General features: G+C 70.5%; 15 protein-coding genes. 11 read left to right on the top strand and 4 right to left on the bottom strand.

The features are described 5' to 3' along the window. Positions 1-216 precede the first annotated feature (216 nt). The 5 genes from MKK70_RS03555 to MKK70_RS03575 all read left to right on the top strand — a co-directional run bounded on the left by MKK70_RS03555 (position 217) and on the right by MKK70_RS03575 (position 4936). The gene (locus MKK70_RS03555) at positions 217-1413 is read left to right on the top strand and encodes a transglycosylase SLT domain-containing protein (RefSeq protein WP_243945851.1); all 1197 of its coding nucleotides are present in this window, start codon (positions 217-219) and stop codon (positions 1411-1413) included. A 230-nt stretch (positions 1414-1643) separates the two neighbouring features. Then, positions 1644-2177, top strand: a complete 534-nt coding sequence (locus MKK70_RS03560; RefSeq protein WP_243945879.1) for a response regulator — start codon at positions 1644-1646, stop codon at positions 2175-2177. 161 nt (positions 2178-2338) lie between these two features. Next, on the top strand, positions 2339-3238 hold the full coding sequence (locus MKK70_RS03565) for a transglutaminase family protein (protein WP_243945853.1): 900 nt from the start codon (positions 2339-2341) through the stop codon (positions 3236-3238). Between the two features lie 68 nt (positions 3239-3306). Continuing rightward, entirely contained in the window at positions 3307-4125 is an 819-nt protein-coding gene (locus tag MKK70_RS03570) for a transglutaminase-like domain-containing protein (RefSeq protein WP_147726835.1), read from the top strand. A 139-nt stretch (positions 4126-4264) separates the two neighbouring features. After that, positions 4265-4936 (top strand): L,D-transpeptidase, encoded by a 672-nt coding sequence (locus tag MKK70_RS03575; protein ID WP_147843537.1) that lies wholly within the window; start codon positions 4265-4267, stop codon positions 4934-4936. A gap of 213 nt (positions 4937-5149) precedes the next feature. Here MKK70_RS03575 and MKK70_RS03580 read toward each other — a convergent pair whose 3' ends face one another. After that, positions 5150-5482: a hypothetical protein gene (locus tag MKK70_RS03580; protein WP_243945855.1), complete on the bottom strand. Its 333-nt coding sequence runs from the start codon at positions 5480-5482 to the stop codon at positions 5150-5152. Between the two features lie 163 nt (positions 5483-5645). Beyond that, positions 5646-6134 (bottom strand): phasin, encoded by a 489-nt coding sequence (locus MKK70_RS03585; protein ID WP_147726829.1) that lies wholly within the window; start codon positions 6132-6134, stop codon positions 5646-5648. Positions 6135-6361: 227 nt separating this feature from the next. On the opposite strand from MKK70_RS03585, the gene MKK70_RS03590 reads away from it, so the two are divergent. The 5 genes from MKK70_RS03590 (at position 6362) to MKK70_RS03610 (ending at position 15603) form a co-directional block, all read left to right on the top strand. Further along, complete coding sequence (locus MKK70_RS03590) at positions 6362-9124, top strand: PAS domain-containing protein (protein ID WP_243945857.1); 2763 nt, start codon at positions 6362-6364, stop codon at positions 9122-9124. Between the two features lie 335 nt (positions 9125-9459). After that, positions 9460-11409 carry an acetate--CoA ligase gene (gene acs, locus MKK70_RS03595; RefSeq protein ID WP_147726408.1) on the top strand — a complete coding sequence of 650 codons (1950 nt, stop codon included), beginning with the start codon at positions 9460-9462 and terminating at the stop codon, positions 11407-11409. Between the two features lie 145 nt (positions 11410-11554). Beyond that, entirely contained in the window at positions 11555-11929 is a 375-nt protein-coding gene (locus tag MKK70_RS03600; protein ID WP_243945859.1) for a DUF485 domain-containing protein, read from the top strand. Then, positions 11926-13605 carry a cation acetate symporter gene (locus MKK70_RS03605; protein WP_243937398.1) on the top strand — a complete coding sequence of 560 codons (1680 nt, stop codon included), beginning with the start codon at positions 11926-11928 and terminating at the stop codon, positions 13603-13605. The genes MKK70_RS03600 and MKK70_RS03605 overlap by 4 nt, the downstream gene beginning before the upstream one ends. A gap of 291 nt (positions 13606-13896) precedes the next feature. Then, positions 13897-15603, top strand: coding sequence for an MFS transporter (locus MKK70_RS03610; protein ID WP_147843123.1), 1707 nt, complete (start codon positions 13897-13899; stop codon positions 15601-15603). A gap of 96 nt (positions 15604-15699) precedes the next feature. Here MKK70_RS03610 and purH read toward each other — a convergent pair whose 3' ends face one another. Continuing rightward, positions 15700-17298 (bottom strand): bifunctional phosphoribosylaminoimidazolecarboxamide formyltransferase/IMP cyclohydrolase, encoded by a 1599-nt coding sequence (gene purH / locus MKK70_RS03615; RefSeq protein ID WP_243945864.1) that lies wholly within the window; start codon positions 17296-17298, stop codon positions 15700-15702. Positions 17299-17370: 72 nt separating this feature from the next. Next, entirely contained in the window at positions 17371-19116 is a 1746-nt protein-coding gene (locus tag MKK70_RS03620; RefSeq protein WP_243945866.1) for a heparinase II/III family protein, read from the bottom strand. 168 nt (positions 19117-19284) lie between these two features. Between MKK70_RS03620 and MKK70_RS03625 the strand changes: the two genes are divergently transcribed. Then, on the top strand, positions 19285-19548 hold the full coding sequence (locus MKK70_RS03625; RefSeq protein WP_147726410.1) for an amino acid transporter protein: 264 nt from the start codon (positions 19285-19287) through the stop codon (positions 19546-19548). The last annotated feature ends 153 nt before the right edge of the window (positions 19549-19701 follow it).

Consider the following 19701-nt stretch of genomic DNA (forward strand, 5'->3'; position numbering starts at 1 on the left):
GTCGCGGATGCGCCCTCATACGGAGGGACGGGCGCCAAGTCACGGGCTCACATCGCGCCTCACCATCGCCGGAGGTACGGGTGATGGCCGGCCGGCCCCCGGAAACCGCCGGCAGGACCGGAATGGTCCAGCCTCGGCCGTGTTGTCGCCACATCTGTCAAGCCAGATCGGGGGGTGGCGCCGCCATCGGCGCGAAACCGGGATTTTGGGACGCACATGCAGGGCCGCACCGTCGGAACGTTTCGCAAGGCCATCGCGTCCGGCTCCGCCGCCGTCGGCAAGGGCGCGTCCAAATCGGCGTCCACGGGCCGCATCGGGGCGGGCGCCACCGACTGCATCACCCTTTCCGCCCCGGTCGGCCGCGGCCACGGCAGCCGTCCGGCGCTCGCCCGCTCCGTCCTGTCGATGTCGCTGTTCGCCGGCGCGCTGAGCGCGCTGCTGATCGGCTCGGGCGTCGAGCTCGGCAAGATCGGCCTCGAGAATGCGGTGTCCTCGGCCCAGGCCGCCACCGAGATCCCGATGCCGCGCCCCCGCATCCAGGTGAGCGCGCTGCCGCCCGTCGTCGCCGAGCCGCCGGTGGTGCTGCGCGCCTCCTCGGCCTTCGCCGCGGTCCACGATCTCGACACCGAGCTCGGGTCCAACGCGGTCGACCGGGTCTCCTACGACTTCCTGCTCTCGGAGAGCGCCGGCGGCGACCCGAACGACGTGCTCGAGTTCGGGCCGATGAAGATCCGCCGCCACATCGTCCAGACCATCGTCCGCGCCGCCCAGGCCGTGCAGACCGACCCGGTGCTGCTGATGGCGGTGGCCGACAAGGAGTCGAGCTTCATCACCGCCGTGCAGGCCAAGACCTCCTCGGCCACCGGCCTTTACCAGTTCATCGAGCGGACCTGGCTCGGCTGCGTGCGCGACTTCGGCGCCAAGTACGGGATGGAGAAGGAGGCGGCGCTGATCGTCGCCGATTCAAACGACCGGCCGACGGTGACGGACGCCGCCGAGCGCACTCGGATCCTCGAGCTGCGCCGCGATCCCTACCTCTCGGCGCTTCTGGCGGGCGAGATGCTGAAGCGCGACGCCGCCCGCATCGCCCTGCGGATCGGGCGCGAGCTGTCTCTGGGCGAGGTCTACCTCGCCCACTTCCTCGGGCCGGACGATGCCGAATCGTTCCTCGCCCAGGTCGTCGACAAGCCCGGCGCCGCCGCGGCCAAGCTGCTGCCGGGCCCGGCGCGGGCCAACCGCTCGATCTTCTTCGCTTCCGAGCGCAACCGCCGCCGCAAGGCCGCGAGCCTGTCGGTCGCGCAGGTCCACGAGAAGTTCGAGGCGATGATGAGCGCCCGCGGCGCGCGCTACCGCGACGTCCGCGCCGTGTCGGGCGTGATGGCCTACGCCGACGCCGACGCGGCCGCCCGCTAGGATCGGCCGCCCCGGGTATCTCGGGCGCTCCAGGTATCGGGCGCCTCGGGGATCGGCCGTCCGCAAGGATCAAACGGCCGCCTGAATCGTGAAGCCGGCGCAACTGACTGCGCTTTCCCGACTTCTTTCTTCAAGCGACTCCGCATCCGCGGCCCGCGACGTGAAGACTTCGGGGGAAGTTCTTGACCAAACCGCTCCGACACCGGCCCATCGACACGCTGAGCCCCGACATACCCCTCGACCGGATCGGGGAGACGCTGGCGTCGTTCTACGACAGCCTCGTCGCCGAGGGCGTGCCGGAGCATCTGGCTGCGCTCGTGCGCAAGGTCCGGCAATCCGAATCCGACGGCGACGTCGCGAAGCCTGCGGCGCCCCCTGCCCCGCGGGCCAAGCGGATCGCCCTCGTCGTCGAGGACAATCCCCAGGTTCGCGGCCTCGCCGAGGCGCTGCTCGAGGAGACCGAGCTTTCGGTCGTCGGCTGCGACAGCGCCGAAGCGGCGCTCGCGGTGCTGCAGGCACGGGGCGGCGACGTCGCCCTGGTCTTCGCCGACGTGCGTCTGGCCGGCGAGATGGACGGCCTCCAGCTTGCCCATGCGGTCGCGACGCTGTGGCCGCGGGCGCGGCTCGTCATCACGTCGGGCCACTGCGTCGGCCGCCCCGAGATCCCGCCTGAGGCGGTGTTCATTCAGAAGCCGTGGCGCGCCTTCGACGTGCTGCTGGAGGCGGAACGGGCCGTCGGCGAGCCGGCACCGCCGATCCTCTGACGCCGGCCCTGAGCGCCACCCTTCGCGTCGACGGCACCGTGAAGCTCTGCATGGAACGCGGCATCGGCCGCTTCGATCGCCGTCCCGAACCGAAACGGGCAAGTGGGCGTGAAATTTGCAGCACGGACGTCGCACCGGCGCATCCGCGGAGTGTTACGTCCTTGCCGATCCTGTCCGTCCGGCACGTCACCGTGTACCGCTACCGCCGCCCGGTCTCCTTCGGCGAGCACCGGATCATGTTCCGCCCGCGGGACAGCTACGATCAGCGCCTGATCGAGGCGACCCTCGACATCGACCCGCTGCCGGCCAGCGTGCGCTGGATGTTCGACGTGTTCGGCAACTGCGTCGCGATCGCGAGCTTCGACACGCGCAGCGACACCCTGCGCTTCACCTGCGGCATCACCCTCGACCATACGCCCGAGCACGCTCCGGTCTTCCCGCTGGCGCCGCACGCGACCCACTACCCGTTCGGCTACGGCGTCGAGGACATGCCCGACCTGTCGCGCTCGATCGAGCGGCAATGGCCCGACACGCACCACGTGGTCGACGCCTGGGCGCGCAGCTTCATCCCGGCCGACGGCCGCATCCCGACGCAGGACCTGCTCGCCGACATGACCCGCGGCATCCGCCGCAACTTCACCTACCTCGCCCGCAGCGAGAAGGGCGTGCAGGACCCGGTGACGACGCTCCGCCTGAAGCGCGGATCGTGCCGCGACTTCGCGGTGCTGATGATGGAGGGCGTCCGCTCCCTCGGCATGGCGGCGCGCTTCGTCTCCGGCTACCTCTACAATCCGCGCAACGACCGCGACCGCCACGTCGGCGGCGGCTCGACCCATGCCTGGGTCGGCGTCTATCTTCCCGGGGCCGGCTGGATCGAGTTCGACCCGACCAACGGCATCGTCGGCAATCGCGACCTGATCCGCGTCGCCATCGCCCGCGACCCGCGGCAGGCGGTGCCGTTGCACGGGTCGTATTTCGGTCTGGCGAGCGACGACCTCGGCATGCGCGTCGACGTCGCCGTGACCGAGAAGCCGGCGCTGGAGCTCGCCCCCGCGCAATAGGGGTACCGACACGCCGGTGCGGGCATCATGAACGTATGCTTCGTTGAGGAAGGTTGGCAGGTGGCGCGATGAAGATCAGGACCGGTTTCGATATCGCCTTCGATTCGGCGCAGCCGATGCCGATGATCCTGATGCTCAGCGTCCACCCGTCGCGGCTGCCGGACCTGCTGTCGCCGCAGGCGATCGCCTTCGATCCGCCGATCCCCTGCCACCAGTATGAGGACGGCTTCGGCAACATCTGCCATCGCATCGTCGCGCCGCCCGGGCTGCTGACGATCTCGGCCGACTTCACGGTGCAGGATTCCGGGCAGCCCGACGCGTTCGTGCCGGATGCGCGGCAGATCCCGGTGCAGGACCTGCCCGACGAGGTCCTCGTCTACCTGCTGGGCTCGCGCTACTGCGACACCGACAAGCTTTCGCAGACCGCGTGGTCGTTGTTCGGCAGCACGCCGGAAGGTTGGGCGCGCGTCCAGGCGATCGTCGACTACACCCACGAGCGCATCCGCTTCGACTACATGCGCGCCGACGCCACCCGCAGCGCTCATGACGGCTTCATGCAGCGCGAGGGCGTGTGCCGCGACTTCGCGCACCTGGCCGTCACCTTCTGCCGCTGCATGAACATCCCGGCGCGTTACTGCACCGGCTATCTCGGCGACATCGGCGTTCCGAAGGATCCGGCGCCGATGGACTTCTCCGCCTGGTTCGAGGTCTACCTCGAAGGGCCGCAGGGCGGGTGCTGGTACACCTTCGACGCCCGCCACAACACGCCGCGCATCGGGCGGATCGTGATGGCGCGCGGGCGCGACGCCACCGACGTCGCGATCACCACCAACTTCGGCTACGCGCCCCTCGCCCGCTTCGACGTGCACACCGACGAGGTGGCGTGATCGCGCGCCCTCGATCGGCGCGACGACGTCTTCGCGGCTTACGTATTCCCACGCTCCTGAAATCTTCGCCGGCCCGTGGAACCCTCTGCCTATGCTCACGCTTGTAATAGCAAAGGTTACTGCACAGGTAGGCCACATCATGAAGACCTCAGCCACCGCTCTCGCCGCCCTCCTCGGACTCTCGATTGTTGCCAGCGTGCCGGCCATGGCCGCCTCGACCTACGATCCCTTCGGCACCGATGCCGGATACGAGGAAGATCAGTCCTACGGTTACCAGGGTACGCAGAGCCGTGACTATTACGGCCAGCGTCCCGTCTACGAGCCGGGCTACGGCCAGGGCGTGCAGGCCGCGCCGCAGGCGCAGGTCCAGCCGATCCAGCGCGAGATCGTGGCGTTCAACGGCAACTATGCTCCGGGCACGGTCGTCGTCTCGACCGCCGAGCGTCGCCTGTACTTCGTGATGCCCAACGGCGAGGCGATCCGCTACGGCGTCGGCGTCGGCCGTCCCGGCTTCACCTGGTCGGGCACCAAGACCGTGACCGCCAAGAAGGAGTGGCCGTCGTGGACGCCCCCGGCCGCGATGATCGCCCGCCGCCCCGACCTGCCGCGCTACATGGCCGGCGGCATCGAGAACCCGCTCGGCGCCCGCGCCATGTACATCGGCAACACCGAATACCGCATCCACGGCTCGAACGAGCCGGACACGATCGGCCAGGCCGTGTCCTCGGGTTGCATCCGGATGACCAACGACGACGTCACCGACCTCTACGAGCGCGTGAAGGTCGGCGCCAAGGTCGTGGTCCTGAACTGATCCGACAGCGCACCTGTCTGCGAAATCATGAGGGCCGCGTCATCCGAGAGGGTGGCGCGGCCCGTCTCGTCTGAACACCTCGGCGCCGCTTCGCTCGGCTCAACGGGGCCGAGCCCTGCGCCGGCGATCCGGCGCAGCCGCCGATACGGAGACGCAGGAGGCGTCGGGCGCGCATTCGAGATCTCCGCCTCGCGGTGCGAAGGCGGTCGCGCGTCAGGGCACGACGCGGCCGACCGCCGTCTGCGGCTGGCTGAACGAGGCGATCGGCATGTCGCAGAAGCAGCGCGCGCCCAGCGGCCGCGGGCCCGGAAGCGGGCAGGAATAGGGCTGCGGACCGGTCAGGCCCTGCTGGACCGCATCGCAGTTCAGGCCGACCGGGCGGGCCGGGACCGGCCGCTCGCGCCGCCGCGGGTAGGCCGGGCGCTCGTCGTAGGCCGGGCGCTCGTCGTACCCGCGGGGCGGCGCGTCGTAATACTGGGCGTCGGCGGCCTGCACGGTCAAGGTCGTGAGCAGGGCGGCGAGGCCGAGGCGTGTGATCTGTCGCATGGCATCCCTATCGGCGGAACGTCGGAACCCTGTTCGGGCGGATGCAGGCATGCTCGCGGAAACCCGGCGAAAACGAGACGGCCCGCCCCCGACGATCGGAGGCGGGCCGGTGAGCGATTGCCGGTGCCCCGTCCCCCGGAGGGGCGGGCATGGTTTCAAGGGCTCAGTGCGTCGCCTTGTTGGCGGCGTCCTGTGCATCGTGCGCCGCCTGCTTGGCGGCATCCGTGCCCTGCTCCATCGCCTTGCGGGCGTTGTCGGCACCTTCCTGCATCACGGACTTCGCGCGCTCGGCACCCTGCTGCATCGCGCTCTGGGCGAGACCGCCGAAATCCTTGGCCTGCGCCTGGATCGCGGCGAACTGGCTGCGCACGAACTCGGCCTGATGCTGCATCGCCTCCTGCACGTCCTTCGAGCGGACGAGCTTCTGGGCGAGGTCGAAGGCGGCGTTGACGTTCTGCTCGGCATACTCGAAGCCGCGGGCGGACACGTCCTTCACGCTGGTCCGGGTCGCCTCGGTGGACCCGGTCACGGTCTCCGCGGTGCGGCGTGCGGCGCCGATGAAGCTGTCGAAGGCCTTGCGGGCCTGGTCGACGCTCTTCTCGGCGAAATCGCGCATCTCGGTCGGGACTTCGTAGGTCGGGGGGGTGCTCATCGCTCGTCTCCTCTCACGTTGCCGGTTGATGCATCATTGTGCGCTGCACAATAACACAGGTATCATCGTACGCCACCCGGCGAGGCAGCATTAACGTTGATGCGAGGTAAACGTGTGACGGGCGCGAGAAAGGTCCAGCACCCTTTGGCGCTCCGCCTACAATAAGCACGGTACAATCATATTTCCGTAACCGAACGGGCCGGGACGCGGCCGATGGGGACACTTCGTTGAACGTTGGCGACAGCACGCGTGCAGGCCTCACGGCCGCTCTGGAGGCCTGGGCGGCCGATCCCGTCCTCGCCGCGACGCTGGCTGATTCGGCGCGGGCCTACCTCGTCCTCGACGGGGCCGCGACGGCGATCCTGCACGCCTCCGCCGCGGCCGTCCCGTTCCGCGACGCGGTCTCGGACGAAGCCGGGACGCTGAACCCGGCCCTCGCCGGCCACATCCGTGCCGTCGGCGGCACCGCGCGGCCGCGGCTGGTGCGCCTGCGCCTCGATCCGCGGCGGATCGCGCCGCCGACCGCCTGCCTGATCGCCGGCGGCACGATCGACGGCGCCCCCGCCCTGCTCCTGATCGCGGTCGGTCCCCTCCCCGCCTTCCGCCCGCGCCCGGTTCCGCCCGCGACCACGGATCGGCCGGACGATCACGTCATGCCGGCCGCTCCGGTCGCGGCCGCGGCGCCGATCGCGCTCGATCCGGGCGACGCGGTCGTGCCCATGGCCGGCGATCGCTTCGTCTGGCGGAGCGATGCCGCGGACCGCCTCGCGACGATCTCCGGGGCATCGTTCGGGCCGCTCGCGCCGCGCCTCGTCGGGCACAGCTGGGCCGACCTCGCCGGGGCCGGCCGCTTGCGCGATGCAGACGCGTTCCTCGCCGCGGTCGGATCCCGGCGCACGTTTCGGGCGCTGCCGGCCGTGCTGGACGCCGGCCCGATCGGTGCGCTCGCCCTCGACCTGTCCGGCGCCTGCCTCGGCCGCAGCGGCGACACGTTCTCGGGATTGGGCGGGTACGGCGTGGTGCGCGCGGTGATTGCACCGTCGGCAGCCTTGGAACCCCCGACCGATGCGGCGCAAGCCTGTCCGGATCCGGTCGTCCCCGTTCCCGATCCCCAACTGCCCGACGCCGTCTCCCCGCCCGACGCGGAGGCGGCCCGCCCGGGCTCCGCGGGAGCCGATCGCACGCTGCCCGACATCCGCAAGGCCGCGTGGCCGCCGGCGACGATCACCGCCGCCCGCTTCGGCAGCCCTTGGGCCGGCGATCCATTCGCGCGCGATCCCTGGTCCGGTGCCCGCGGCCCGGCGCCGGTGCCCGATATCAACGCCGCCCCTGCGCCGATCGCGGTCCTGCCGGACTCCGAGCCGGCGCCCGTCGAGCAGAGCCCGCCCAGCGAAAGCCCGGTCGCGGTGCAGGAGGGCGCCGACGCCGCCCTGTCGGTGACCGAGCACGCGGCCTTCCGCGAGATCGCCCGCGCGCTCGGTGCCCGCTACGCCGGCGACGACGAGATCCGGGACCCGGCCGACGCCGCGGATGCGCGCGGCGCGGGCGGAGCGGTGATGCCGTTCCCGACGCCCAGGGTCGCGGAGCCCGAGACGCCGGTGCAGCCGGACGACGTCGCTCCGCCCCTGGACGACCTCCCCCTTTCGATGCTGATCCACCGCGGCGACGCGGTGCTGGCGGCCAACCGCCGCCTCCTCGACCTCACCGGATACGCCGACCTCGCGAGCCTTCAGGCCGCGGGCCTCCATCGCCTGTTCCCCGGGCTTGCCCCGGCCGACCGCGTCGCCGGTACCGGCGTCTCCGCCGGCCCGCGCATCGTCGAGATCGCGCAGGGCGGCAGCCGTCCGGTCGCCATCGAGCGCGGGCCGACGACCTGGAGAGGAGAGCCGGCGACCTGCATGATCCTGCGCGTGGTCGACGAGGCCGATCCGGCCCGCGAGCGGGCGGCCGAACGCCTCGCCCAGTCGTTTCGCGACGGCCACGCCGCGGACGCGCGTGCGACCCTCGACGCCCTCGACGACGGCGTCGTCACCCTCGACCCGGCCTCCCGCATCGTCGCGATGAACCGGGCCGCCGCCGGCCTGTTCGGATGCGATCCCCGCGAGGTGGTCGGCACCGGCTTCGACACCCTGTTCGAGGCCGCGCAGCGCGACGCGGTGCGTGCCGGCATCGCCGGACTCGGCACCGAGACGCGCATCGCCGCCGCCGGTGGCCGTCCGCTGACGCTGCGCGTGTCCGGCCGGGACGGGGCCCGCGTCGCCCTGCTGCGGCCTGCGCCCGACGATGCCGCGCGGGCGCGGCCGGACTTCGATCGCGCGGCCTTCCTCGACCGCCTCGATCGCGAGATCCGCACGCCGGTCGAGGGGATCGTCGGCCTCGCCGACGGCATCCTCGCGGAGCCGCACGGGCCGGTCGACGAACGCTACCGCACGACGCTGCGCGCGATCCGAGCGGCGGGCGACCACGTGCGCGGCCTCGTCTCCGACCTGATCGACATCGCCACCATCGAATCCGGCGGCCTCGCGCTGTCCGTCCGGCCGCTGCCCCTGAACGAGCTGGTCTCCGGCTGCGTCGAGCTGCTGCAGCCCGAGGCGGCGCGCGGCCGCATCGTCCTGCGCACCAGCTTCTCGCCGGATCTCGCACCCCTGGAGGCGGACGAGCCTTCCCTGCGGCAGGCGGCGCTGACGGTGATCGGCGAGGCGATCCGCGCGACGGCGGCCGGCGGCCAGGTGATCGTCTCGACGACGCCGGGCGAGCGCGGCGGCATCGCGCTGAAGGTGCGCGGCACCGGCCCGGGCGCACGCTCCGCCGAGCCCGAGGACGGGCACGACTCCCGCAGCGGCAGCGAGTCGCACGTCGCCGGGCTCGGATTGCCTCTGACCAAGGCCCTGGTCGAGGCCAATCACGGTTCGCTGCGCATCTCGACCCGGGGCAACGACGGCACCCTGGTGGAGATTCTTCTCCCAGGAACGGAATTCCGGACGGGGTGAGTGGCACGCCGAGACAATCCCCGGCCTTTGTCAGAGGAGCGGTTCGAAATTCGTCGTCACCGTTAGACTCTTCAAGCGGGGCCGTGCAGACCATCCCACCGAGGGACGACGGCGGGACTTAGGGTCGGGCTCGAACGGGCCCCGACCTTGGGGCAGGAAAACCGGCTTGACAGCGCTCTCCGGGCGCCCCTAGCAGGAATTGTGTCGCCTCCGGCCGGATGCGGGTCGGGCGGGGGGCGGCGATTGGTGTTACGACGACGACGACGATAATCTTTGGAAGCCCCGGCTGCGCGGACAACTGCGATACGATCGGGCACCAATCAGGGAGACGCGAGATGGACGGGAAGGTCGTCGAGGTTCGGGACACATGGCGCGAGGGCGCCCATGTGGACGACGCCAAGTATCGCGAGATGTACGCCGCCTCGGTTGCCGACCCGAACGCGTTCTGGGGCGAGCACGGCAAGCGCATCGACTGGATGACGCCGTTCTCCAAGGTCAAGAACGCCAGCTTCGAGCCGGGCCAGGTCTCGATCAAGTGGTTCGAGGACGGCAAGACCAACGTCGCCTACAATTGCGTCGATCGGCACCTCGAGACCCGCGGCGACCAGACCGCGATCATCTGGGAAGGCGACGACCCGAACGAGTCGAAGCACATCACCTACCGCGAGCTGCATGCGCAGGTCTGCCGGATGGCGAACGTGCTGCGCAACCGCGGGGTCGAGAAGGGTGATCGCGTCACGATCTACATGCCGATGATCCCCGAGGCCGCCTACGCCATGCTGGCCTGCGCGCGCCTCGGCGCCGTGCACTCCATCGTCTTCGGCGGCTTCTCGCCCGATTCGCTGGCCTCGCGCATCGAGGGCTGCGCCTCGAAGATCGTGATCACCGCGGACGAGGGCCTGCGCGGCGGGCGCAAGGTGCCGCTGAAGGCGAACGTCGACGCGGCGATCGCGCGCCTCGGCAAGGACGTCGTCGACCACGTCGTCGTGGTGCGCCGCACCGGCAGCGACGTGGCGATGGAGCCGGGCCGCGACGTGTACTACCACGAGGCCGCCGAGCAGGTGACCGACGAGTGCCCGGCCGAGGCCGTGGAGGCCGAGCACCCGCTCTTCATCCTCTACACCTCGGGCTCGACCGGCCAGCCCAAGGGCGTGGTCCACACCACCGGCGGCTACCTCGTCTACGCGTCGATGACGCACCAGTACGTCTTCGACTACCGCGAGGGCGAGGTGTACTGGTGCACCGCCGACGTCGGCTGGGTCACCGGCCACAGCTACATCGTCTACGGGCCGCTCGCCAACGGCGCGACGACGCTGATGTTCGAGGGCATTCCGACCTACCCGTCGAATTCCCGGTTCTGGGACGTGGTCGACAAGCACAAGGTCAACATCTTCTACACCGCCCCGACCGCGATCCGCTCGCTGATGGGCGGCGGCGAAGGGCCGGTGAAGAAGACCTCGCGGGCCAGCCTGCGCGTGCTCGGGTCGGTCGGCGAGCCGATCAACCCGGAGGCCTGGGACTGGTACTACAAGGTCGTCGGCGACTCGCGCTGCGCCATCGTCGACACCTGGTGGCAGACCGAGACCGGCGGCATCCTGATCACCCCGCTGCCCGGCGCGACCCGGCTGAAGCCCGGCTCGGCCACGCGCCCGTTCTTCGGCGTGCAGCCGGCGATGGTCGATGCCGAGGGCAAGGTCCTGGACGGGCCGTGCGAGGGCAACCTCTGCATCACCGAATCCTGGCCCGGCCAGATGCGCACCGTCTACGGCGACCACGAGCGCTTCGAGCAGACCTACTTCTCGACCTATCCGGGCAAGTACTTCACCGGCGACGGCGCCCGCCGCGACGCGGACGGCTATTACTGGATCACCGGCCGGGTCGACGACGTGATCAACGTCTCGGGTCACCGCATGGGCACCGCCGAGGTCGAGTCCTCGCTGGTCGCCCATGCGAAGGTCGCCGAGGCGGCGGTCGTCGGCTACCCGCACAACCTCAAGGGCCAGGGCATCTACGCCTACGTCACCCTCAACGAGGGCGAGGAGGGCGACGACGCGCTGCGCAAGGAGCTCGTGACCTGGGTCCGCAAGGACATCGGGCCGATCGCCTCGCCGGACCTGATCCAGTTCGCTCCCGGCCTGCCCAAGACCCGCTCGGGCAAGATCATGCGCCGCATTCTGCGCAAGATCGCCGAGGACGACTTCTCCTCGCTCGGCGACACCTCGACGCTCGCCGAGCCCGCGGTGGTCGACGACCTGATCGAGAATCGACAGAACCGCGCCGTCTAGGGCCGGTCTGCGACGACGGGCGGGCCTCGACCCGCTCACCGAGGCGGATGCCCCAGGGCGTCCGCCTCCAACATGCAAAAAATGCAGTCACGTCGACCGGAAGGCGGGCCCGATCGCGGGTACCCCTTCATCGGAGGGAGCACACATGTCCATCACCAGAAGCGGCCTCGACGGCCGCCCCGCCCCAGCGGTGCCGCGGCCCGGCAGCACCTCGTCCGGACCCGCCTACGACGAAGTCGCGAAGAGCCCGATCTTCCGCCAGCTCGTCCAAGAGCGCACGAGCTTCGGCTGGATCCTCACCGGCCTGATGCTGCTCGTCTATTTCGGCTTCATCGGCCTGATCGCCTTCGACAAGAGCCTGCTCGCGGTGAAGCTCGGCAGCGGCACCGCGTCGGTCGGCCTTCTCATGGGGGTCGTCGTGATCCTCTTCGCCTTCCTCCTCACCGGCCTCTACGTCATGCGCGCCAACACCCGCTACGACGCCCTGGCCGCCGAACTCAAGCGGAGCCTCGGACGATGATCCGCACCCTGTCATTCCTGGGAGCCGCCCTGCTGTCCGGCCCCGCGCTCGCGGCCGGCCCCGACATGGGCGCCGTGCAGCAGCAAGCGACGAACTGGCCGGCCATCGGCATGTTCCTGTTCTTCGTGCTGTTCACGCTGGGCATCACCTACAAGGCGGCCAAGGGCACCAAGTCCGCGGCCGACTTCTACGCCGCCGGCGGCGGCATCTCGGCCGGCACGAACTCGCTGGCGATCGCCGGCGACTACATGTCGGCGGCCTCGTTCCTCGGGATCTCCGGCCTCGTCTACACCTCGGGCTTCGACGGGCTGATCTACTCCACCGGCTTCCTCGTCGGCTGGCCGATCGTGCTGTTCCTGATCGCCGAGCGCCTGCGCAACCTCGGCAAGTTCACCTTCGCCGACGTGGCGAGCTTCCGCCTCGACCAGACCTCGATCCGCATCATCTCCGCGACCGGAACGCTGGTCGTGGTGGCGTTCTACCTGATCGCCCAGATGGTCGGCGCGGGGAAGCTGATCCAGCTGCTGTTCGGCCTGCCCTACCTCTACGCGGTGGTGATCGTCGGCGTGCTGATGATCGTCTACGTCGCCTTCGGCGGCATGAAGGCCACCACCTGGGTGCAGGTGATCAAGGCCTGCCTGCTGCTCGGCGGCGCCACCTTCATGGCCGGGGCCGTGCTGCTCAAGTACGGCTTCAACCCGGAGGCGCTGTTCGCCTCGGCCGTCGCCACGCATCCGAAGGGCGACGCGATCATGGCGCCCGGCGGCCTCGTGTCGAACCCGGTCGAGGCGATCTCGCTCGGCGTCGGCCTGATGTTCGGCACCGCCGGCCTGCCGCACATCCTGATGCGCTTCTTCACCGTCTCGGACGCCCAGGCCGCCCGCAAGTCGGTGTTCTACGCCACCGGCCTGATCGGCTACTTCTACATCCTCACCTTCATCATCGGCTTCGGCGGCATCGCCCTGCTGATGTCGGATCCGTCCTACTTCAAGCTCGGGCCGGCCGGCGCGTTCGACAAGCTGAAGGACATGCTCGGCGGGACCAACATGGTCGCCGTCAACCTCGCCAACGCGGTCGGCGGGCCGTACTTCCTCGGCTTCATCTCGGCGGTGGCGTTCGCGACCATCCTCGCGGTCGTCGCCGGGTTGACGCTGGCCGGTGCGTCCGCCGTCAGCCACGACCTCTACGCCCAAGTGATCGCCCGCGGGCGCACCACCGAGAAGCACGAGGTCAACCTCTCGAAGATCGCGGCGGTGGTGATCGGCATCGTGGCGATCTACCTCGGCTACGTGTTCGAGAACCAGAACGTGGCGTTCATGGTCGGCCTCGCCTTCTCGGTCGCGGCGAGCTGCAACTTCCCGGTCCTGGCCATGTCGATCCTGTGGCGCGGCACCACGACCTGGGGCGCGTTGCTCGGCGGCCTCGTCGGGCTGATCTCGGCGGTGACGATGGTGGTGCTCTCGAAGGCCGTGTGGGTCGCGACGCTCGGCCACGCGGCGGCGATCTTCCCCTACGACAACCCGGCGCTGTTCTCGATGCCGCTGGCGTTCGCGACGATCTGGATCGTCTCGACGCTTGACAAGTCGCGGCGGGCCGAGCGCGAGCGCGCCGCCTTCGAAGCGCAGTTCGTGCGCTCGGAGACCGGCATCGGTGCGGAGGGCGCCCACGCGCACTGACGCCCGCCACACCGGCGACGCCTTTCGAGGGGGCGCGGCATCCGCCGCGCCCCCTTCTTCGTCGCGGCACGGCTCCGCGACAGGCCTGCTTCGCGCACGAGCCGAAGCAAACCTGTTACAACGTCTTCATTCCTTCCGTTCCGCCCGTCCGACCTGTTGGCAGAATCGAGGCCTCGGGTAACAATCGCGTGTTCGGTTCTTGCCGAACGGCCGGACGACGCGAGCGCGTCGTCCCAAGCCCGGTTCCGCGAAAGGAGCACCGGGACACGACGGATCGGGAGGAATTTCAAGATGGTTGCTGCAACCGCAGTCCCACGGCCGGGAGACGCGGCACGGCCGATGACCTCGGCCGAGAAGCGCGTGATCTTCGCGTCGTCCCTCGGCACCGTGTTCGAGTGGTACGACTTCTACCTCTACGGCTCGCTCGCCGCGATCATCGGGGCGCAGTTCTTCTCGGCCTACCCGCCGGCCACGCGCGACATCTTCGCGTTGCTCGCCTTCGCCGCCGGCTTCATCGTCCGCCCGTTCGGCGCCCTGGTGTTCGGCCGCGTCGGCGACCTCGTCGGCCGCAAGTACACCTTCCTCGTCACCATCCTGATTATGGGCCTGTCGACCTTCATCGTCGGCATCCTGCCCAACGCCGAGACCATCGGCATCGCGGCGCCGATCATCCTGATCGTGCTGCGCCTCGCGCAGGGCCTCGCGCTCGGCGGCGAGTACGGCGGTGCCGCGACCTACGTCGCCGAACACGCCCCGAACGGACGGCGCGGCTTCTACACGAGCTGGATCCAGACCACCGCGACGCTCGGCCTGTTCCTGTCGCTGCTGGTGATCCTGGCGACCCGCTCGTTCACCGGCGAGGAGGCGTTCAAGGCTTGGGGCTGGCGCATCCCGTTCCTGGTCTCGGTGCTGCTGCTCGGCATCTCGGTCTGGATCCGCCTGCAGCTCTCCGAGTCGCCGGCCTTCAAGAAGATGAAGGAGGAAGGCACCACCTCCAAGGCGCCGCTGACGGAGGCCTTCGGCCAGTGGAAGAACGCCAGAATCGCGCTCATCGCCCTGTTCGGCCTCGTCGCGGGCCAGGGCGTGGTCTGGTACACGGGCCAGTTCTACGCGCTGTTCTTCCTGCAATCGATCCTGAAGGTTGACGGCTACACCGCGAACCTGCTGATCGCCTGGTCGCTCCTGCTCGGCACCGGCTTCTTCGTGTTCTTCGGCTGGCTCTCGGACAAGATCGGCCGCAAGCCGATCATCCTGGCCGGCTGCGCGATCGCCGCCGCGAGCTTCTTTCCGCTGTTCCACGGGCTCACCTCGGTGGCGAACCCGGCGCTCGAGCGGGCGATCGACCAGGTGAAGGTCACGGTGGTGGCCGATCCGAAGGAGTGCGGGAACCTGTTCAACCCGGTCGGCACCCGCGTGTTCTCGGCGCCGTGCGACCTCGCCCGTGACTTCCTCTCGAAGTCGTCGGTGAAGTACGCCACCGAAGCCGGCCCCGCCGGCCAGCCGACCGTGGTCAAGGTCAACGACACCGCCGTGCCGTTCCCCGCCGGCAGCCCGGCCGCGGACTTCAACAAGGCCGCCACCGCGGCCCTGCAGGCGGCGGGCTACCCGAAGGCGAACGACGCCGGCATCGTGAAGATGTCGAATCCGTTCGACATCTTCCGGCCGCAGGTGGCGAGCGTGATCGGGCTGCTGTTCGTCCTCGTCCTGTTCGTGACGATGGTCTACGGGCCGATCGCGGCGATGCTGGTCGAGCTGTTCCCGACCCGGATCCGCTACACCTCGATGTCCCTGCCCTACCACATCGGCAACGGCTGGTTCGGCGGCCTGCTCCCGGCCACCGCCTTCGCGATGGTCGCCCAGACCGGCGATATCTATTACGGCCTCTGGTACCCGATCGTCATCGCCGTCGCGACGGTGATCATCGGCCTGTTCCTGGTGCCCGAGACCAAGGACCGCGACATCTACGCCGACGCGGACGCCCCGGCCCCGCGCCGCTGAGCGACGAGATCGTCGCCGCGCACGGATCGGCACGACAACGAGAAGGCCCCGCCGGTCGGCGGGGCCTTCCCTCATTCGAAGGGGCTGCGACGCCGCTCAGTGCCGGAAGTGGCGCACCCCCGTGAACACCATCGCCAGCCCAGCCGCGTCGGCGGCGCGGATCACGTCGTCGTCCCGCATCGAGCCGCCGGGCTGGATCACGGCGGTGGCGCCGGCCTCGGCCGCCGCCATCAGGCCGTCGGCGAAGGGGAAGAACGCGTCGGAGGCCACCACCGCGCCGACCGCGAGGCTGTCCGGGAGGCCGAGGCGCTGGGCACCCTCGGCGGCCTTCCAGGCGGCGATGCGCGAGGAGTCGACCCGCGACATCTGCCCGGCGCCGATGCCGACGGTGGCGCCGCCCTTGGCGTAGACGATGGCGTTCGACTTCACGTGCTTGGCGACCCGGTAGGCGAAGCGCAGGTCGGCGAGCTCGGCTTCCGTCGGCGCGCGCCGCGTGACCACATTCAGCGCCATGTCGTCGACGACCATGGCGTCGCGGCCCTGCACCAGCAGGCCTCCGGCGAGCGTGCGCACGGTCTCGCCCGCGGCCCGCGGGTCCGGCAGGCCGCCGGCGAGCAGCAGGCGCAGGTTCTTCTTGGCGGCGACGATCGCGATCGCCTCCTCCGACGCCTCGGGAGCGATGATGACCTCGGTGAAGATCTTGACGATCTCGCGGGCGGCATCCGCGTCGAGGGGCCTGTTGAGGGCGACGATGCCGCCGAAGGCCGAGGTCGGGTCGCAGGCGAGCGCACGGGCATAGGCCTCGGTCAGGCTCGCGCCCTCGGCGACGCCGCAGGGATTGGCGTGCTTGATGATCGCCACCGCCGCCGCGCGGGCCGGATCGAACTCGGCGACGCACTCGTAGGCCGCGTCGGTGTCGTTGAGGTTGTTGTAGGACAGGTCCTTGCCCTGCACCTGCCGTGCAGTGGCGATCCCGGCCCGCGCGATCCCCGGCGCGCGGTAGAAGGCGGCCGCCTGGTGCGGGTTCTCGCCGTAGCGCAGGCCCTGCGCGAGCTGGCCGCCGAAGCTGCGGAACGGTGCCGTGCCGGCGGCTTCCACGTGGGCGGACATCCAGTTGGCGATCGCCGCATCGTAGGCCGCGGTGCGGGCATAGGCCTTCTGGGCGAGTTGCCGGCAGAAGGGCCGGGTGAGCGTGCCGCCGCCCTGCGCCAGCGCCTCCAGAACCGCGCCGTAGTCGGAGACGTCCGTCACCACCGCGACGTCGGCATGGTTCTTGGCCGCCGCGCGGATCATCGCCGGCCCGCCGATGTCGATGTTCTCGACGCAGTCGTCGTAGTCGCGTCCGGCCGCGATCGTCGCCTCGAACGGGTAGAGGTTGACCACCAGCAGGTCGATCGCGCCGATGCCGTGGGCGGCGAGCGCGGCCTGGTGCTCGGGGTTGTCGCGGATGGCGAGCAACCCGCCATGCACCGCCGGATGAAGCGTCTTCACCCGGCCGTCCATCATCTCGGGGAAGCCGGTGAGCTCGGCGACCTCGGTGACCGGCAGCCCGGCCTCGGTCAGCGCCTTGTGGGTTCCGCCGGTGGAGACCAGGGCGATGCCGCGCGCGCTCAGGGCGCGGGCGAAGTCGACGAGCCCCGCTTTGTCGGAGACGGAAAGGAGCGCGCGGGCAACCCGCACCTGATCATGCGACATCGTGGGTCTTGTCGTTTCGAGGGTGTTCCGGGCGCGGTAGCACGAATGGCCGCCGCCGGGCCAGAAGGCCGGTCAGGCCGCCGCGCTCGGCGTGCGTCCGGGTGCCGAGGCGAGGCGCTGGAACGTCCAGTCGACGCGCACGTCGTCGTGGACGGCCACGTGCAGCACGATCTGGTCGGTGCGGCGCGCGCCGGTGAGGCCGGCGAAGTAGACGCTCTCCTCCAGCCGGATCTCGGCGCCGGTGGCATGGAAGGTCCAGACCTCGCCGAGCGGCGAGGACAGCTCGAGCCCGTCCTCCTGAAGGCGCACCGCGATCGCCGGGTGCAGGTGGAAGCGGATCGCCACGTCCTGCGTCCGCGGCCGGCCCTTCCTCGCGGACGCGCGCAGGAACGCGTCCTGCCCGTCGAGCCGCCCCTCGGCGCCGGCGAGCTGCCAGCGTCGCTCGTGGACGATGCCGTGGTCGCGGGCGTAGCCGTCGTGCCGGGCGGCGAGCACGGTGGAGGCGCCCTCGTCGCTGCGCTCGGCCTTCACCGCCGCCGGCCCGCGCAAAACCACGGGGCCGACGCGGCGTTCGAGCCACCGCGCCGCGACGCGTTCGCCCCACCACCCGCCGGACCCGAGGAAGCGGCAGGACGATGCGTCGGCGACGCAAGCGGTGGAGTGGGCGGCCGTGGTGCGGGCGAGCCGGCGCAGCTCTGGGCCGCTCGCGGGCAGGCCGCAATTGATCACGATCCGCTGCGGCCCGCTCGACATCTCGAACGACAGGCAGCCGGCCCCGGCATTGAGCGAGTACGGCAGCGGCGGCGGGGCGCCGACGTCGGCGATGACGACGATGCGGCCGCCTTCCAGCCGCTCGTAGCCGGAATTCGGCGCGTGCATCATCGGCTGCGCCAGGGCGCCGTCGTAGATCAGCAGCGTCGCGAGGTGGTCGGCGGCCGTCGCGCCCATGCCGTTGAAATGGCTCAGCGAGGCGTCGGCGTGGCGCAGCAGGCGCAGCAGCGGCAGCATCCGGTCGATGGCGCGCAGCAGGGCCTCGGGCGGCTCGACGCTGCGGCTGAGATAGCTCTGGCGCAGGGGCAGCAGGTCGAGGAGCAGCTCCATCGCGAAGCGCGGATCGCGCGAGCGGTGGCCGCCGTCCGGCATGATCTGGCGGTCGAGCTCGCGCGACAGCACGCGGGTGGCGCGCCGCAGGATCGGCTGGATGCCCTCGCAGCACAGCCCGGCGAAGCAGAGCGCGACGGCCGCGTTCAGCCGCCATTGCGGCGGCACCCCGCGCCGCAGGTCGCGCTCGAGCTGCTGCGCCCCGCGGGCCAGTGCCCTGAGGAAGGTCTGGTAGAAGGCGTGGTCGGCCCCTTCCAGCACCAGCGGCGACTGGCTCAGGAACGAGATCAGCCGGCGGGCGGCCACCGGCGTCTGGCGCGCCAGCGTCGGGTCGCCGCGCCCGGCCACGAAATCGGCCACGAAGGCGCGGGCGTTGGCGCGGGCAAGCGCCGTGTCGGCGGCGCGCAGGTGCCTGAGCCAGCCGAAGCCGTAGAGCACGTCGGCCCATTCCGGCGAGGGCGGCGTGTAGTCGAACGGCGAGCCGCCGCTCACCGCGAGCGAGCGCCCGGCGAAGACGAAGAGCCCGGCATAGATGTCGTCGGCGAAGGTGGCGTCGGAGGTGCGCAGGTCGTGCGGCGCGATCACGAGGCCGGTGACGCGGACGCGGGCGAGGATGTCCGGCGGCGCGGTGAAGCGGGCCGAGGCGGCGCGTGCGGTCCGGGCGACCTCGCGTCCGACCAGCCGATACAAGCGCCAGCGATCAGCCCCCCAACGCACGCAGTTCCCCTGAAGGCCGGTGCGCGGAGATCGGCGCCGGTCACTCTCACGATCAAGCTAGAGCGGGCGTCTTAACCATCGGTTTACGATCTGTCATTGCTGGAGGTGACGGGTGCCGCGGCGCCGGCCGACCGTTTCCCCGTGCCGGGTCGCCCGCCATGCTGCCTGATGGTCTCTGAATCCAAGGCTCCGCAAGACGCGGGCGATCGTGCCAAGCTCGTCGCCAACGAGAGCGCCAAGCTCACCGCGACCTACGTGAACGGCGTCGCCATCGCGATCCTGGCCGTGGGCGGCCTTGCACCTGTCTTCTCCGGGCGGCTCGCCGGCATCGACTTCGGAGCTGCGCTCCTGGGCGCCAACCTTCTCCTTTGCGCGATGACGAGTGCGGCCCTACATTGGCTCGGACGCAGAATTCTCAGGACCCTCCGATGAGCGATCCGCACGTTCTGTTGATGTTCGCCTTTCCGATTTGCGGATTGATGCTCGGCCTCTGGGCGTTTTGGCTGACGCGGCGAGCGCACGACTAGACTGCACGACGAGACGGGTCGTGGGACGACGCGGCTTGGCGCCGGCCGCCGTCCCTGT

The sequence above is a fragment of the Methylobacterium sp. E-041 genome (assembly GCF_022829665.1).
Lineage (GTDB): Bacteria > Pseudomonadota > Alphaproteobacteria > Rhizobiales > Beijerinckiaceae > Methylobacterium.

Bases quoted from the DNA above. Each gene is read 5' to 3' on its own strand.
- MKK70_RS03555 (WP_243945851.1), top strand. From the start codon at position 217: ATGCAGGGCCGCACCGTCGGAACGTTTCGCAAGGCCATCGCGTCCGGC.
- MKK70_RS03570 (WP_147726835.1), top strand. From the start codon at position 3,307: ATGAAGATCAGGACCGGTTTCGATATCGCCTTCGATTCGGCGCAGCCG.
- MKK70_RS03575 (WP_147843537.1), top strand. From the start codon at position 4,265: ATGAAGACCTCAGCCACCGCTCTCGCCGCCCTCCTCGGACTCTCGATT.
- MKK70_RS03580 (WP_243945855.1), bottom strand. From the start codon at position 5,482: ATGCGACAGATCACACGCCTCGGCCTCGCCGCCCTGCTCACGACCTTG.
- MKK70_RS03585 (WP_147726829.1), bottom strand. From the start codon at position 6,134: ATGAGCACCCCCCCGACCTACGAAGTCCCGACCGAGATGCGCGATTTC.
- acs (WP_147726408.1), top strand. From the start codon at position 9,460: ATGGACGGGAAGGTCGTCGAGGTTCGGGACACATGGCGCGAGGGCGCC.
- MKK70_RS03600 (WP_243945859.1), top strand. From the start codon at position 11,555: ATGTCCATCACCAGAAGCGGCCTCGACGGCCGCCCCGCCCCAGCGGTG.
- MKK70_RS03605 (WP_243937398.1), top strand. From the start codon at position 11,926: ATGATCCGCACCCTGTCATTCCTGGGAGCCGCCCTGCTGTCCGGCCCC.
- MKK70_RS03610 (WP_147843123.1), top strand. From the start codon at position 13,897: ATGGTTGCTGCAACCGCAGTCCCACGGCCGGGAGACGCGGCACGGCCG.
- purH (WP_243945864.1), bottom strand. From the start codon at position 17,298: ATGTCGCATGATCAGGTGCGGGTTGCCCGCGCGCTCCTTTCCGTCTCC.
- MKK70_RS03625 (WP_147726410.1), top strand. From the start codon at position 19,285: ATGGTCTCTGAATCCAAGGCTCCGCAAGACGCGGGCGATCGTGCCAAG.